Source organism: Pseudomonas sp. 2hn (genome assembly GCF_019646095.1).
In the GTDB taxonomy this organism is placed as follows: Bacteria; Pseudomonadota; Gammaproteobacteria; order Pseudomonadales; family Pseudomonadaceae; genus Aquipseudomonas; species Aquipseudomonas peradeniyensis.
Window position 1 is genome coordinate 5,434,198 of record NZ_CP081016.1, and the last position, 13,840, is coordinate 5,448,037.

Sequence of the window (13,840 nt, forward strand, 5' to 3'; positions counted from 1 at the left end):
GCTAACGCCCGTATCGCTCCCGGCCCCATGCGAGGACTGTCTCCAGCAACCGTCCCAGGACCACCTGGGTCGGTTGCGCCAGGTCCTCGCGGTAGGCGAATGGCTCGACTTCATTCATGTATGTGCTCTGCGCCAGCTCCAGTTGCACGGCATGGATCTGTCGGGAAGGGTCACCGTAGTGGCGGGTGATGTGTCCGCCCTTGAAGCGGCCGTTGAGTACATGGCTGTACTGCGGGAATTCGGCGCACACGCCCTGCAGCCGCTCGGCCAGCTCGGGATCGCAACTGGCGCCGTTGAAGGTGCCTAGGTTGAAGTCCGGCAGCTTGCCGTCGAACAGGTGCGGGATCAGCGAACGGATCGAGTGGGCATCCCACAGCAACGCATAGCCGAACTCGGCACGCAGGCGCTCCAGTTCACGACGAATCGTGTCGTGGTACGGGCGCCAGATCCCTTCCAGGTACGTCGCCCGCTCATCGGCGCTCGGCACCTGCCCGTCCTTGAACAACGGCTTGCCATCGAACAAGGTCGCCGGGTACAGGCCGGTGGTGGCGCCGGCGTACAGCGGCTTGTCGTCATCCGGGCGGTTCAGGTCGATGACGAAGCGCGAATACTCCGCCGCCACCACACTGGCGCCCAGGTCACGGGCGAAGTCGTACAGGCGCGGAATATGCCAGTCGGTGTCAGGCAGGCTGCGTGCCTGGTCGACCAGGCCATTGCGCACGGCTGGCGTCAGGCCCAGCCCGGCGTGGGGCATGCTGATCAGCAGTGGCAGGCGGCCCTGGTGAAAACTCAATACCTTGTCCATATGACTCCTACAGCGTATCTGATTGACCTTCGTGGGAGCGGGCTTGCCCCGCGATACCGGCGAAGCCGGTGCCATCCATCGCGGGGCAAGCCCGCTCCCACGAAGCTCTGCTTCCGGCACCGCAGTGCAACTCTGAGCCTTTCAGTTGGATATCTCATGCCCCAGGCGCACCACGCGCTTGGGCAAGTCACCGCCGAGCCAGTAGCTGAGGTCGGCCGGGCGTTCGATCTGCCAAGCGATGAAGTCCGCCACCTTGCCCACTTCCAGCGAGCCGTGGCTGTCGCCCAGCCCCAACGCCGTGGCGGCATGCACGGTGACGCCGGCCAGCGCTTCTTCCGGGGTCATGCGGAAACAGGTACAGCCCATGTTCAGCATCAGGCGCAGCGACAGCCCCGGTGAAGTACCTGGGTTGAGATCGCTGGCCAAGGCAATCTTCACGCCATGCCGGCGCAGGGCGTCCATCGGTGGCAACTGGGTTTCGCGCAGGAAGTAGAACGCCCCCGGCAACAGCACGGCAACGGTGCCGGCCTCGGCCATGGCGATGGCGTCTTCCTCGGTCATGAACTCCAGGTGATCGGCCGACAGCGCCTGGTAGCGGGCCGCCAGGCTCGAGCCGTGCAGCGATGACAACTGCTCGGCGTGCAGCTTGACCGGCAGCCCCAGCTCGCGCGCCTTGATGAACAGGCGCTCGACCTGGGCCGGGGAGAACGCCAGGTGTTCGCAGAAGGCATCCACCGCATCCACCAGTCCCTCGGCGGCCAGCGCCGGAAGCATCTGCTCGCAGATATGGTCAATGTAGTCGTCCGCCCTGCCCGCGTATTCCGGCGGCAGCGCGTGGGCGGCCAGGCAGGTGCTGCGCACGGTGACCGGCAGTTCCTCGCCCAGACGCCGGGCGACGCGCAGCATCTTGCGTTCGTTCTCAAGGTCCAGGCCGTAGCCGGACTTGATCTCGATCGTGGTCACGCCGTCGCGCATCAGTGCCTGGACCCGCTGGCGGGCACTGGCCAGCAGTTCGTCCTCGCTGGCCGCGCGGGTGGCCCGCACGGTGCTGGCGATACCGCCGCCTTGGGCAGCGATCTCGGCATAGCTGACGCCCTGCAGGCGCTGCTCGAACTCGCCGCTGCGGTTGCCGCCGAACACCGCGTGGGTGTGGCAGTCGATCAGCCCGGGGGTGACCCAGGCACCGCCCAGGTCGACGACACGGTCGGCCACGACCGGCGGCACGTCATCGCGCGGGCCGATCCACTCGATCAGACCAGCGCTGGTGACAATCGACGCGTCCTCGATGATCGAGTAACGGCCGTCGGTCATGGTCGCGGCGTGGCAGTGCTGCCAGAGGGTTCTCATCAGGATCTCCTTTCTAATTCAGCGGTGCAGCTCGGCAGGCTCCCGGAGCGGCTCGCCACCACCGGCGCGCGGCTTGCACCACAGCAGGTAGGAGGCCACCAGGAACACCACCCAGATCACCCCGACGATCAAGGCCGCCTGGGTGTCGGGGAAGTAGCCGAGCACACCGAAAATGAACACCATGAAGGCAATGGCCAGGGCCGGGCCATAGGGCCAGAACGGTACCGGGAACTTGAGCTGGGCGACCTCCTCGCGGCTCATGCTGCGGCGCATGGCGACCTGGGTGACCAGGATCATCAGCCACACCCATACGGTGGCGAAAGTGGCGATCGAAGCGATCAGCAGGAACACGTTTTCCGGGATCAGGTAATTGAGCAGCACGCCGATCAGCAGCGCCGCGCCCATCACCACCACGGTCATCCACGGCACGCCGTGTTTCGACAGTTTGCCGAAGCCGCGTGGCGCCTGGCCGTGCTGGGCCAGACCGTACATCATGCGGCCGGCGCCGAAGATGTCGCTGTTGATCGCCGAGATGGCCGCCGAGATCACCACGATATTGAGCACGGCCGCGGCCGAACCAATCCCCAGGTTGCTGAAGATCTGCACGAACGGGCTGCCCTGGCTGCCGATCTGCGGCCACGGGTACAGGCACATCAGCACGAACAGGGTGAGCACGTAGAACAGCAGGATGCGCAGCGGCACGGCGTTGATCGCTTTTGGGATCACGCGCTGTGGGTCTTTCGCCTCACCGGCGGTGACGCCGATGATCTCGATGCCGCCGAAGGCGAACATCACCACCGCGAACGAGGCGATCAGGCCACTGACGCCATTGGGCATGAAGCCGCCGTGGTCGAACAGGTTGCTCACCCCGACCGCGTGCCCGGTGCCCACCTGGCTGAAGCCGAAGGCCATGATGCCGAGGCCCGCGAGGATCATCGCGACGATGGCGCCGACCTTGAGCAGCGACAGCCAGAACTCCATCTCGCCGAAGACCCGCACGTTGCACAGGTTCAGGCCGCCGATCAGGAAGACGATGCCCAGCACCCAGATCCAGCGGGCGACCTCGGGGAACCAGAAGCCCATGTAAATACCGAAGGCGGTGACGTCGGCGATGGCGACGATGACCATCTCGAAGGCATAGGTCCAGCCGAGGATGAAGCCGGCCATGGGGCCGAGGTAGGTGCTGGCGTAGTGGCCGAAGGAGCCGGCCACCGGGTTGTGCACGGCCATCTCGCCGAGGGCGCGCATGACCATGAAAACGGCAGCGCCGCCGATCAGGTAGGCCAGCAGCACGGCCGGGCCGGCCATCTGGATGGCCGAGGCCGAACCGTAGAAAAGCCCGGTACCGATTGCCGAACCGAGCGCCATGAAACGGATATGCCGGGCCGATAGCCCGCGCTTGAGACCTTGAGCTTGTTGCATGTCACGTCCTTATTGTTGTTCTGGTCGTGAGAATGAGGGGGCTGCTGCGCAGCCCATCGCGGCACAAGGCCGCTCCTACAGGGGAACGCATTGCCTGTGCAGGAGCGGCCTTGCGCCGCGAAAGGGCCGCAAAGCGGCCCCCGACGGCATTACAGGCTAGGCAGGACCCCAGCCGGCAGCAGGCCGGTCAAGGTACCTTTGGCCAGCAGCTCGGACGCCACCTCGATATCCGGCGCGAAGAAACGGTCGCGGTCATAGTGCGGCACGTCCTTGCGCAGCGCCTGGCGCGCCTGCTCCAGCTTGACCGAAGTCTTCAGCCCCTTGCGCAGGTCCAGGCCCTGGCAGGCGCCAAGCCATTCGATGGCCAGCACGCCACGGGTGTTCTCGGCCATTTCCCACAGGCGCTTGCCGGCAGCCGGGGCCATCGACACGTGGTCTTCCTGGTTGGCCGAGGTCGGCAGGCTGTCGACGCTGTGCGGGTGCGACAGCGCCTTGTTCTCGCTGGCCAGCGCGGCGGCAGTGACCTGGGCGATCATGAAGCCGGAGTTGACCCCGCCGTTTTCCACCAGAAACGGCGGCAGCTGGGACATGTGCTTGTCCATCATCAGTGAGATGCGGCGTTCGCTCAGCGAGCCGATCTCGGCGATGGCCAGGGCAATGTTGTCGGCGGCCATGGCCACCGGCTCGGCGTGGAAGTTGCCACCGGAAATCACGTCACCTTCGGCGGCGAACACCAGCGGGTTGTCCGACACGGCGTTGGCTTCGATACCCAGTACTTCGGCGGCCTGGCGGATCTGGGTCAGGCAGGCGCCCATGACCTGGGGCTGGCAGCGCAAGGAGTATGGGTCCTGGACCTTGTCGCAGTTCTTGTGCGACAGCGACACTTCGCTGGTGTCGCCCAGCAGGTCGCGGAAGCAGGCGGCGGTGTCGATCTGGCCGCGCTGGCCACGCACTTCATGGATACGCGCATCGAACGGCGAGCGCGAACCCAGTGCCGCTTCCACGGTCAGGCCGCCGCAGGCGATGGCCGCGGCGTACAGGTCTTCGGCCTGGAACAGACCGCGCAGGGCGTAGGCGGTGGACGCCTGGGTACCGTTGAGCAGGGCCAGGCCTTCTTTGGCGGCCAGGGTCAGCGGCTCCAGGCCAGCAACGGCCAGGGCTTCGGTAGCCGACAGCCACTGGCCCTTGTAACGGGCCTTGCCTTCACCCAGCAGCACCAGCGACATGTGCGCCAACGGGGCCAGGTCGCCCGAGGCGCCGACCGAGCCTTTGAGCGGGATGTGTGGGTAGACTTCGGCGTTGACCAGGGCGATCAGCGCATCGATCACCTTGCGGCGGATACCGGAGAAGCCGCGGCTGAGGCTGTTGATCTTCAGCACCATGATCAGGCGCACCAGGCTGTCGTCCAGCGGCGCGCCGATACCGGCGGCGTGGGACAGCACCAGCGAACGCTGCAGGTTCTCCAGGTCGTGGCTGGCGATGCGGGTCGAGGCCAGCAGGCCGAAACCAGTGTTGATACCGTAGGCGGTGCGGTCTTCGGCGATGATCTGCTCGACACAGGCGACGCTGGCGTCGATGGCCGGCGCGGCGCTGGCATCCAGTTGCAGGCGCACAGGGGCGGCATGGATGGCGCGCAGCTGGGCCAGGGTCAGGGTGCCGGGCTTGAGGGTCAATTCGGTCACTTCGCTACTCCAATCGCTTGGGGCCACGCGGGGCCCCTACTTGTTGTTCAGTATCACCCGTGAAGGGTGCGATCCAAAGCGCGGCGATCAGCCGGTGATCATCGGCAGGTCCAGGCCCTGCTCCTTGGCGCAGTCGATGGCGATCTGGTAACCGGCATCGGCGTGGCGCATCACGCCGGTCCCCGGGTCGTTGGTCAGCACGCGGGCGATACGCTCGGCGGCCTCGTCGGTACCGTCGCAGACAATGACCATGCCCGAGTGCTGGGAGAAGCCCATGCCCACGCCACCGCCGTGGTGCAGTGAAACCCAGGTGGCGCCGCCCGCAGTGTTGAGCAGGGCGTTGAGCAGCGGCCAGTCGGAGACCGCGTCGGAGCCGTCGCGCATGGCTTCGGTCTCGCGGTTGGGGCTGGACACCGAACCCGAGTCCAGGTGGTCACGGCCGATCACTACCGGCGCCGACAGCTCGCCGCTGCGCACCATCTCGTTGAACGCCAGGCCCAGTTTGGCGCGCAGGCCCAGGCCGACCCAGCAAATACGTGCCGGCAGGCCCTGGAAGCTGATGCGCTCGCGGGCCATGTCCAGCCAGCGGTGCAGGTGGGCGTCGTCCGGGATCAATTCCTTGACCTTGGCGTCGGTCTTGTAGATGTCCTCGGCGTCACCGGACAGCGCGGCCCAGCGGAACGGACCGACACCGCGGCAGAACAGCGGGCGGATGTAGGCCGGTACGAAGCCTGGGAAGTCGAAGGCGTTGGTCACACCCTCTTCCTTGGCCATCTGGCGGATGTTGTTGCCGTAGTCGAAGGTCGGGATGCCTTGCTTCTGGAAGTCGAGCATCGCCTTGACGTGCACGGCCATCGATTGCTTGGCGGCTTTCACCACGGCAGCCGGGTCGGTCTGGGCGCGGTCGCGGTATTGCTCCCAGGTCCAGCCGGCCGGCAGGTAGCCGTTGAGCGGGTCGTGGGCGCTGGTCTGGTCGGTGACCATGTCCGGGCGCACGCCACGCTTGACCAACTCCGGCAGGATCTCGGCGGCGTTGCCGTGCAGGGCGATGGAGATGGCCTTGCCTTCGGCGGTGTACTTGGCGATACGCGCCAGGGCGTCGTCCAGGTCCTTGGCCTGCTCATCGACGTAGCGGGTTTCCAGGCGGAAATCGATGCGGCTCTGCTGGCACTCGATGTTCAGCGAGCAGGCACCGGCCAGGGTTGCCGCGAGTGGCTGGGCGCCGCCCATGCCACCGAGGCCCGCGGTCAGTACCCACTTGCCTTTCAGGCTGCCGTTGTAGTGCTGGCGACCGGCCTCGACGAAGGTTTCGTAGGTGCCCTGGACGATGCCCTGGCTGCCGATGTAGATCCAGCTGCCGGCGGTCATCTGGCCGTACATGGCCAGGCCCTTGGCATCCAGCTCGTTGAAGTGTTCCCAGTTGGCCCAGTGCGGCACCAGGTTGGAGTTGGCGATCAACACGCGCGGGGCGTTGCTGTGGGTCTTGAACACGCCGACCGGCTTGCCCGACTGCACCAGCAGGGTTTCGTCGTCTTCCAGGCGGGTCAGGGTCTCGACGATCTTGTCGTAGCACTCCCAGTTGCGCGCGGCGCGGCCGATGCCACCGTACACCACCAGCTCTTTCGGGTTTTCGGCGACCTGCGGGTCGAGGTTGTTCATCAGCATGCGCAGCGGGGCTTCGGTCAGCCAGCTCTTGGCGGTCAGCTTGCTGCCACGCGGGGCACGGATTTCTACGTCACGGTATTTGTTGTTGTCAGTCACGGGAGAGGTCCTCTGCGGTCGTCCGACGGCATGTGTGTGTCGTGGCGACTATACAAACACACCTTTACTTGTATGTACAAGCATAGGCAACCAAAAAAGAACGACCATTCCTCGGATGAAAACGAAAAGGGGCCGCTGCGCGGCCCTTTCGCGGCACAAGGCCGCTCCTACAGGATTGCGCGGGACCTGTAGGAGCGGCCTTGTGCCGCGAAAGGGCTGCGCAGCAGCCCCAATTCACGTAATTCGAACTCAGCGCTGAATCAGCTCGATCAGGCAGAACCGCCCCTGTACATCCAGCTCAAGCAACCCCTCGTTGCCATCGATCCGCAGGCAGTCATACCGCCCAAGCTGCTGCGTCTCCTCCCCGGCCAACCCCACCTCGACATGATTGCTGGCGGCAAACAGCAACAGCGTCGACGCCGAACTGAACACCCGGTTGCCGCCATCGAACCACTGCAACCGCGCCCGATACCGCTGCGGCGCGTAGATCAGGTTGAAATCGCGAATCGCCCCGCCCAGCAGCTTGCAGCTGACCTGGCTCTCGCCACTGAAGGCAAACGCATCGAACGGCAGCAGCGGCCGGCTGGCCTGACCATCGACCAGCAGGCGCATGCCGTCGCCCTGCAGCACGGTGATGATCCGCTGATACCCGGCAAAGGTGGAAAAGCCACCGGACTCCTCGATATCGGCAATCGACAGGCGCCAGCCGAAACCGTCCAGGCTGTCGCCGCCATCGCGGGTGATCTCTTCGGTGAAGCCACCACCGTTCTTCCAGGGCATGCGCGGATAATTCCGGGCACGCAACAGCTGCAGCTGAGTCATTTGCTGAATCGTCCTTCCAGACGGTGACGGGAACCGGGGTGGATCAGGCGCGCGGCGGTCACCGGCTGGCGTCCCGACCAGGTGCGGCGGCGAATCAGCAGGCACGGTTCGCCCCGCTCGATCTGCAACAGCGTGCATTCTTCAGGCTCGGCGAGAATGGCCTCGACCACGTGCTCGCCTTCGGTGAGCGGCGCGACCTGAGACAGGTAGGCGTAAGGCGTCTGCCGGGTGAAATCCTGCTTGAGGTAGTCCGGGGCGATGGCCGCGTTGACGTAGCGGTCCTCGATCTGCACCGGCACGCCGTTCTCGTAATGCACGATCAGCGAATGGAACACCCGCTGGCCTTCGCGCATGTCCAGGGCCAGGGCGCGCTCGGAGCCCGCGGCCTCCTCGGCCAGGGTGATCACCTGGCAGCTATGCTGGTGGCCACGGCCGGCGATCTCGTCGGCGATGTTGTTGACCTCGAACAGCGCCGAGCGGCTCTTGGGCTCGGCGACGAAGGTGCCGACGCCCTGCATGCGCACCAGCAGGCCTTCGGCGGTCAGTTCGCGCAGGGCACGGTTGATGGTCATGCGGCTGAAGCCCAGCTCGCTGACCAGTTCGCTCTCCGAGGGCACCCGGTGATGAGGCGGCCAGCTGCCGCTCTCGATCTGCTGGATGATCATCTGTTTCACCCGGGCGTAGAGCGGCGCCGGCCCTTCGCCCATCTGGGCAACCAGCGCGGAGACAGGAGGTGTCGGCACGGCGTTGAATCCTTGTGCGGTTGGAGTGAACGGTAGCTTGCCGGAGTTTACCCGGCAGGCAAACGGCTGTATATGTATATACAAGTTAACAATAACAGGATTTCACCGATGTCCGCCTACTTCGCCGAACGCGCCCTGCTGCCCTCGGGCTGGGCCCGCAATGTCCGTCTGGAGGTCGCTGCCGACGGCCGACTGGCCTCGATCGAGGCCGATGCCAGCGCCGATGGCGCCGAGCGCCTGGCCGGGCCGTTGCTGCCGGGCATGCCCAACCTGCACTCGCACGCGTTCCAGCGGGCCATGGCGGGGCTGGCGGAAGTGGCCGGCAATCCCAACGACAGCTTCTGGACCTGGCGCGAGCTGATGTACCGCCTGGTTGGCCGGATCACCCCCGAGCAGTTGCAGGTGATCGCCCGCCAGCTGTACATCGAGATGCTCAAGGCCGGCTACACCTCGGTGGCCGAGTTCCATTACGTGCATCGTGACCAGAACGGCCAGGCCTATGCCGACCCCGCCGAGCTGTCGCGCCGCATCAGCGCCGCCGCCAGTGCCAGCGGCATCGGCCTGACCTTGCTGCCGGTGCTGTACAGCCATTCCGGCTTCGGTGGCCAGGCGCCCAACGACGGCCAACGGCGTTTCATCAACTCCACCGAGCAGTACCTGCGCCTGCAACAGCAGCTTGCCCCCTTGCTGGCGCAACAACCGGCGCAGGCGCTGGGGCTGTGCTTCCACTCCCTGCGCGCGGTGACGCCGGGCCAGATCGCCGATGTGCTGGGCGCCGGCGATGCGGCCTGCCCGGTGCATATCCACATTGCCGAGCAGCAGAAGGAAGTCGATGACTGCCTGGCCTGGAGCGGCCGCCGTCCGCTGCAGTGGCTGTACGAGCATGTCGAAGTCGACAAGCGCTGGTGCCTGGTTCACGCCACCCACGCCGAAGCCGACGAAGTCGCCGCCATGGCCCGCAGCGGCGCGGTGGCCGGATTGTGCCTGACCACCGAGGCTAACCTTGGCGACGGTATCTTCCCGGCGGTGGACTACCTGGCCCAGGGTGGGCGCATGGGCATTGGCTCGGACAGCCATGTGTCGCTCAGCGTGGTCGAGGAGCTGCGCTGGTTGGAGTATGGCCAGCGCCTGCGCGACCAGCGGCGCAACCGGCTGTATCGCGGTGACCAGCCGATGGTCGGCCGCACTCTCTATGATGCCGCCCTGGCGGGTGGCGCCCAGGCGCTGGGGCAGCCGATCGGCGAACTCGCCGTGGGCAAGCGCGCGGACTGGCTGGTGCTCGATGGGCAGGATCCATACCTGGCCGTGGCCGACGGCGATGCGATCCTGAACCGCTGGCTGTTCGCGGGCGGTGACCGCCAGGTGCGCGATGTGATGGTCAATGGGCGGTGGGTGGTGCGCCAGGGGCGGCATGGGCAGGAAGAGGAAAGTGCGGTGGCGTTTGTCGAGGTGCTACGCCAGGTTCTAGCCTGAACGCAGACCCTGTAGGAGCGGCCTTGTGTCGCGAAAGGGCCGCGAAGCGGCCCCAGCGATTTATGCGTCGGTGCTGACACCCCGGGGCTGCTACGCAGCCCTTTCGCGACACAAGGCCGCTCCTACAGGGACCGCGTCAGCCTGCTGCTCAATGACGGGCAACGATATCTCTGTCGGGCGTGCGCCAGATCAGTCGGCTGGTATCGAAGCCCTGCTGCCGCGCCTTGGCCAGCAGGTTCTCGCGTTCCCACGCCGGCAACGAAGGCGTGCGCGACAAAATCCACAAGTACTTGCGATCCGGGCTGCCGACAATCGCCGTGCGGTAGCGCTCGTCGACGAACAGGATCCAGTAGTCGCCCTTGGCCACGCCAGGCACCAGGCGGGTAAACCAGTTGTCGAATTCGACCCACAGCTTGTCGGTGTGCCCGGCCTCCTGCGGCGTGGCATGGCCTTCGGCGCGCAGCCACTCGTCGCCCAGGGTGCGGCAGCGATTGAGCACACCGACCGTACCGTCGGGCTTGAGGTTGTAGTGAGCTTCGGACTGGGCGCAGCCGTCCTGGTACTTCATCGGCAGACGCGCCAGCTCGAACCATTTGCCCTGGTAACGCTTGAGGTCGACCGCACCTGCGGTCTTCGGCGCCAGCGGGTCGGTGGCCGAGGTGGCGCAGCCACCGAGCAGCATCACCAGGCACACGCCCAGCAGCAGGTGCAGATGCCTCATTTGAGGCCCTGCCCGGAATACATGAGGACCTTGTCCGCCGCGTACTGCACGCTGATGAAGCTCTTCTCGTCACCCCAGGTGCAGCTGCTCATGCCCAGCGCGCCGGAGCACTCCTTGGGCGAACCGAGCAGTTGCTCGACCTCGGCCTTGTTCATGCCGGCCTTGAGCTTGGAATAGTTTTCCTGGTTGATCTTGCTGCAGGCGGTCAGGACGACGCACAAGGACAACAGGGCGAGGGAACGCAACGACATGAAGGGACACTCCTGGAGGTGGATACGCAGGTACGAGGGCCTGCAGGGAGCTTAGAAGGGAAAAAGGCTCCGCGGTTCCCTGGCGGGCCAGGTTTCGTTGTGCGCCGTTGGTCGCCTGGCGCGCAAACGATTAATGTTTTATTCCTGCGCGTCGACATAGAGCGGTGGTGTGGCCTTTTGCCGCACCCCCCCCTTCGTGCCCGTGCGCAGATTCCAAGAAAAATGACCAAGAACCTCAAGTTCAGCCACAAGATCCTGCTGGCCGCCGCCCTCGTGGTGGCCGTCGCCTTCACCTGCTTCGTCCTGTTCAACGACTACCGGCAACGCCAGTCGCTGCGCAGCGACACCGAATCGACGTTGCAGTCACTGGGCAACCTGACCGCGGGCAACATCCGCACCTGGCTCGACAGCCGCATCCAGCTGGTGAACTCGGTGGCCCAGCAGATCGCCGTCGACGGCCCGGCCAAGGGCAGCCTCGACCGCATCCTGGCGTTGCCGGTGTACAGCGCCAACTTCATCCTCACCTACTTCGGCAGCCAGGACGGCAGCATGCAGTCGGTGCCGGTGGGCAACCGCGCCGCCGACTACGATCCGCGCGTGCGCGGCTGGTACAAGGCGGCCAGCGCGGCGGGCCAGACCATCGTCACCGAGCCGTACATCTCGGTCTCGGCCGGCAAGCTGGTGATCACCCTGGCCACCCCGGTGCAGCAGGGCGGGCGCATGATCGGCGTGAGCGGTGTCGACACCGACCTGCAGACCATCAGCAACCTGATCAACACCCTGGACTTCGGCGGTCGCGGCCATGCCTTCATCGTCAACGACGAAGGCAAGGTGCTCATCCACCCCAAGGGTGAGCTGGCGCTCAAGACCCTGGCCGATGTCTACCCCGGCAGCGACCTGCGCATCGGCAGCGGCCTGAAAGAGGTCGAGGTCGATGGCCGTCGGCAGTTCATCAGTTTCACCCATGTCGACGGCGTGCCGTCGGCGGACTGGTACGTGGCGCTGGTGCTGGACCAGGACGCGGCCTTCGCCATGCTCGGCGAGCTGCGCACTTCGGCGGTGGTGGCGACGCTGATCGCAGTGGTGGTGATCATCGCCCTGCTCGGCCTGCTGATCCGCGTGCTGATGGAACCGCTGCACGTCATGGGCCGCGCCATGCGCGACATCGCCGAGGGCGAGGGCGACCTGACCCGACGCCTGAACATCCACGCCCAGGACGAGTTCGGCAGCCTGGCGCAGTCGTTCAACCGCTTCGTCGAACGGATCCACGAGTCGATCCGTGAAGTGGCCTCGGCCACCGGCCAGGTAAATGCCGTGGCCAGCCAGGTGGTCAACGCCTCCAACGCCTCGATCCACAACGCCGACCAGCAGTCGAGCCGCACCAGCAGCGTGGCCGCGGCGATCAACCAGCTGGGCGCCGCCGCCCAGGAAATCGCCCAGAACGCCGCCCTCGCCTCGCAGCACTCCAGCGCCGCCCGCGGCCTAGCCGAGGAAGGCCAGCAGGTGGTCGGCGAGACCATCGACGTGATGAACCAGCTGTCGGCGCGCATCAGCGACGCCAGCGGCAATATCGAGACGCTGAACAACCACACCGCGAACATTGGTCAGATCCTCGATGTGATCAGCGGCATCTCGCAGCAGACCAACCTGCTGGCGCTCAACGCCGCCATCGAGGCCGCCCGCGCCGGTGAGGCCGGGCGCGGCTTCGCCGTGGTCGCGGACGAGGTGCGCAACCTGGCCCACCGTACCCAGGACTCGGCGCAGCAGGTGCAGCGCCTGATCGAAGAGCTGCAGGCAGGCGCCCAGGTGGCGGTCAGCACCATGAACCAGAGCCAGCAGCACAGTGATCGCAGCGTGGGCATCGCCAACCAGGCCGGCGAGCGTCTGGGCAGCGTCACCCAGCGCATCGGCGAGATCGACGGCATGAACCAGTCGGTGGCCACCGCCACCGAGGAACAGACGGCCGTGGTCGAGTCGATCAATGTCGACATCAACGAGATCAATACATTGAACCAGGAAGGGGTGCACAACCTGCAGAGCACCTTGCGTGCCTGCACCGACCTGGAACATCAGGTCGAGCGGTTGAAGCATCTGGTGGGGAGTTTCAGGATCTGAAGCTGATTTGCGTGGGAGCGGGCTTGCCCCGCGATTGCGATGTCAGACCCACCATCGCTATCGCGGGGCAAGCCCGCTCCCACGCCCTGTCACGAAGCCTTAAAAGCGGGAACCAGGCTCCAGCAAGAAGTCCATCTCCTCGCTGGTACTCGGCCGCTCCAGCACAAGGTTGCGGTGCGGGAAGCGCCCAAACCGGGCAATCACCCGCTGGTGCTGCTCGGCATAGTCGAGGAAGCCTTCGAACAACCGGCGGTTGGCCTCGGGCTGCTCAGCCAGCAGCATCTGGTAACGCTCGACACACAGGTTCTGCCAGTCCAGCACCTCGGCGTGCTCCAGCACCAGCAGCACGAACACCCGTTGGATCGGCAGCAACTGGTAGTCCCAGCCCTTCTGCAGGCCTTGCATGGCCACCACCTGCGCCCGCCGATCGCCTTCGAAGGCGCGCGGCGTGTCGCGGTGGATCATGCGCGGCAGCTGATCCAGCAGGATCAGCAGGCCAAGCCAGCCCTGCGGGCTCTGCTGCCACTCATCGAGCCCGCCCGAGAGGGCCTGCTCGACCAGGTGGCCGAACTGAGCCTGGGCTTCGGCGTCATGGTGCTTGCCAAACCACAGCGTGTTCTTCTCGTCAGCCACGGCCTGGGCACTAGTGCCCCAACCGAACCACCACTCCAGCAACGGCTGCCAAGGTGCGAGCATGA

General features: G+C 65.8%; 12 protein-coding genes and 1 pseudogene. 3 read left to right on the forward strand and 10 right to left on the reverse strand.

All coding sequences use genetic code 11. The features are described from left to right. Position 1 precedes the first annotated feature (1 nt). The 7 genes from hutG to hutC form a co-directional block, all read right to left on the reverse strand. Positions 2–805: an N-formylglutamate deformylase gene (gene hutG, locus K2O50_RS24520; RefSeq protein WP_050707273.1), complete on the reverse strand. Its 804-nt coding sequence runs from the start codon at positions 803–805 to the stop codon at positions 2–4. Positions 806–946: 141 nt separating this feature from the next. Further along, the gene (hutI, locus tag K2O50_RS24525) at positions 947–2,152 is read right to left on the reverse strand and encodes an imidazolonepropionase (RefSeq protein ID WP_050707274.1); all 1,206 of its coding nucleotides are present in this window, start codon (positions 2,150–2,152) and stop codon (positions 947–949) included. 18 nt (positions 2,153–2,170) lie between these two features. Next, positions 2,171–3,574, reverse strand: a complete 1,404-nt coding sequence (locus tag K2O50_RS24530; protein WP_050707275.1) for an amino acid permease — start codon at positions 3,572–3,574, stop codon at positions 2,171–2,173. 149 nt (positions 3,575–3,723) lie between these two features. Then, the gene (hutH, locus tag K2O50_RS24535) at positions 3,724–5,256 is read right to left on the reverse strand and encodes a histidine ammonia-lyase (protein WP_050707276.1); all 1,533 of its coding nucleotides are present in this window, start codon (positions 5,254–5,256) and stop codon (positions 3,724–3,726) included. Positions 5,257–5,343: 87 nt separating this feature from the next. Beyond that, a complete protein-coding gene (gene hutU / locus K2O50_RS24540) occupies positions 5,344–7,017 on the reverse strand; it encodes a urocanate hydratase (protein ID WP_050707277.1) in 1,674 nt (557 codons plus the stop codon). 249 nt (positions 7,018–7,266) lie between these two features. After that, positions 7,267–7,839 carry a HutD family protein gene (locus K2O50_RS24545; protein ID WP_050707278.1) on the reverse strand — a complete coding sequence of 191 codons (573 nt, stop codon included), beginning with the start codon at positions 7,837–7,839 and terminating at the stop codon, positions 7,267–7,269. After that, the gene (gene hutC, locus K2O50_RS24550; RefSeq protein WP_177330863.1) at positions 7,836–8,546 is read right to left on the reverse strand and encodes a histidine utilization repressor; all 711 of its coding nucleotides are present in this window, start codon (positions 8,544–8,546) and stop codon (positions 7,836–7,838) included. The genes K2O50_RS24545 and hutC overlap by 4 nt, the downstream gene beginning before the upstream one ends. A gap of 144 nt (positions 8,547–8,690) precedes the next feature. Here hutC and K2O50_RS24555 point away from each other — a divergent pair, with 144 nt between their 5' ends. After that, on the forward strand, positions 8,691–10,055 hold the full coding sequence (locus K2O50_RS24555) for a formimidoylglutamate deiminase (RefSeq protein WP_050707280.1): 1,365 nt from the start codon (positions 8,691–8,693) through the stop codon (positions 10,053–10,055). Between the two features lie 148 nt (positions 10,056–10,203). Here K2O50_RS24555 and K2O50_RS24560 read toward each other — a convergent pair whose 3' ends face one another. Beyond that, entirely contained in the window at positions 10,204–10,776 is a 573-nt protein-coding gene (locus K2O50_RS24560; protein ID WP_050707281.1) for a lipocalin family protein, read from the reverse strand. Then, positions 10,773–11,027: an outer membrane protein assembly factor BamE gene (gene bamE / locus K2O50_RS24565; RefSeq protein WP_028688397.1), complete on the reverse strand. Its 255-nt coding sequence runs from the start codon at positions 11,025–11,027 to the stop codon at positions 10,773–10,775. Before bamE ends, K2O50_RS24560 begins: the two co-directional genes overlap by 4 nt. 222 nt (positions 11,028–11,249) lie before the next feature. On the opposite strand from bamE, the pseudogene K2O50_RS27040 reads away from it, so the two are divergent. Both K2O50_RS27040 and K2O50_RS27045 read left to right on the forward strand, forming a co-directional pair. Next, positions 11,250–12,239, forward strand: a pseudogene (locus K2O50_RS27040) (cache domain-containing protein); the annotation flags it as partial. 177 nt (positions 12,240–12,416) lie between these two features. Next, positions 12,417–13,142, forward strand: coding sequence for a methyl-accepting chemotaxis protein (locus K2O50_RS27045; protein WP_371263164.1), 726 nt, complete (start codon positions 12,417–12,419; stop codon positions 13,140–13,142). 99 nt (positions 13,143–13,241) lie between these two features. Here the strand turns inward: K2O50_RS27045 and K2O50_RS24575 are convergent, their stop codons facing one another. After that, a complete protein-coding gene (locus tag K2O50_RS24575; protein ID WP_050707286.1) occupies positions 13,242–13,838 on the reverse strand; it encodes a DUF924 family protein in 597 nt (198 codons plus the stop codon). Positions 13,839–13,840 lie beyond the last annotated feature (2 nt).

What these genes read in the sequence shown, in the direction of transcription:
- hutG (WP_050707273.1), bottom strand. Translation starts at nt 805, where the DNA reads ATGGACAAGGTATTGAGTTTTCACCAGGGCCGCCTGCCACTGCTGATC.
- hutI (WP_050707274.1), bottom strand. Translation starts at nt 2,152, where the DNA reads ATGAGAACCCTCTGGCAGCACTGCCACGCCGCGACCATGACCGACGGC.
- K2O50_RS24530 (WP_050707275.1), bottom strand. Translation starts at nt 3,574, where the DNA reads ATGCAACAAGCTCAAGGTCTCAAGCGCGGGCTATCGGCCCGGCATATC.
- K2O50_RS24545 (WP_050707278.1), bottom strand. Translation starts at nt 7,839, where the DNA reads ATGACTCAGCTGCAGCTGTTGCGTGCCCGGAATTATCCGCGCATGCCC.
- hutC (WP_177330863.1), bottom strand. Translation starts at nt 8,546, where the DNA reads ATGGGCGAAGGGCCGGCGCCGCTCTACGCCCGGGTGAAACAGATGATC.
- K2O50_RS24555 (WP_050707280.1), top strand. Translation starts at nt 8,691, where the DNA reads ATGTCCGCCTACTTCGCCGAACGCGCCCTGCTGCCCTCGGGCTGGGCC.
- K2O50_RS24560 (WP_050707281.1), bottom strand. Translation starts at nt 10,776, where the DNA reads ATGAGGCATCTGCACCTGCTGCTGGGCGTGTGCCTGGTGATGCTGCTC.
- bamE (WP_028688397.1), bottom strand. Translation starts at nt 11,027, where the DNA reads ATGTCGTTGCGTTCCCTCGCCCTGTTGTCCTTGTGCGTCGTCCTGACC.
- K2O50_RS24575 (WP_050707286.1), bottom strand. Translation starts at nt 13,838, where the DNA reads ATGCTCGCACCTTGGCAGCCGTTGCTGGAGTGGTGGTTCGGTTGGGGC.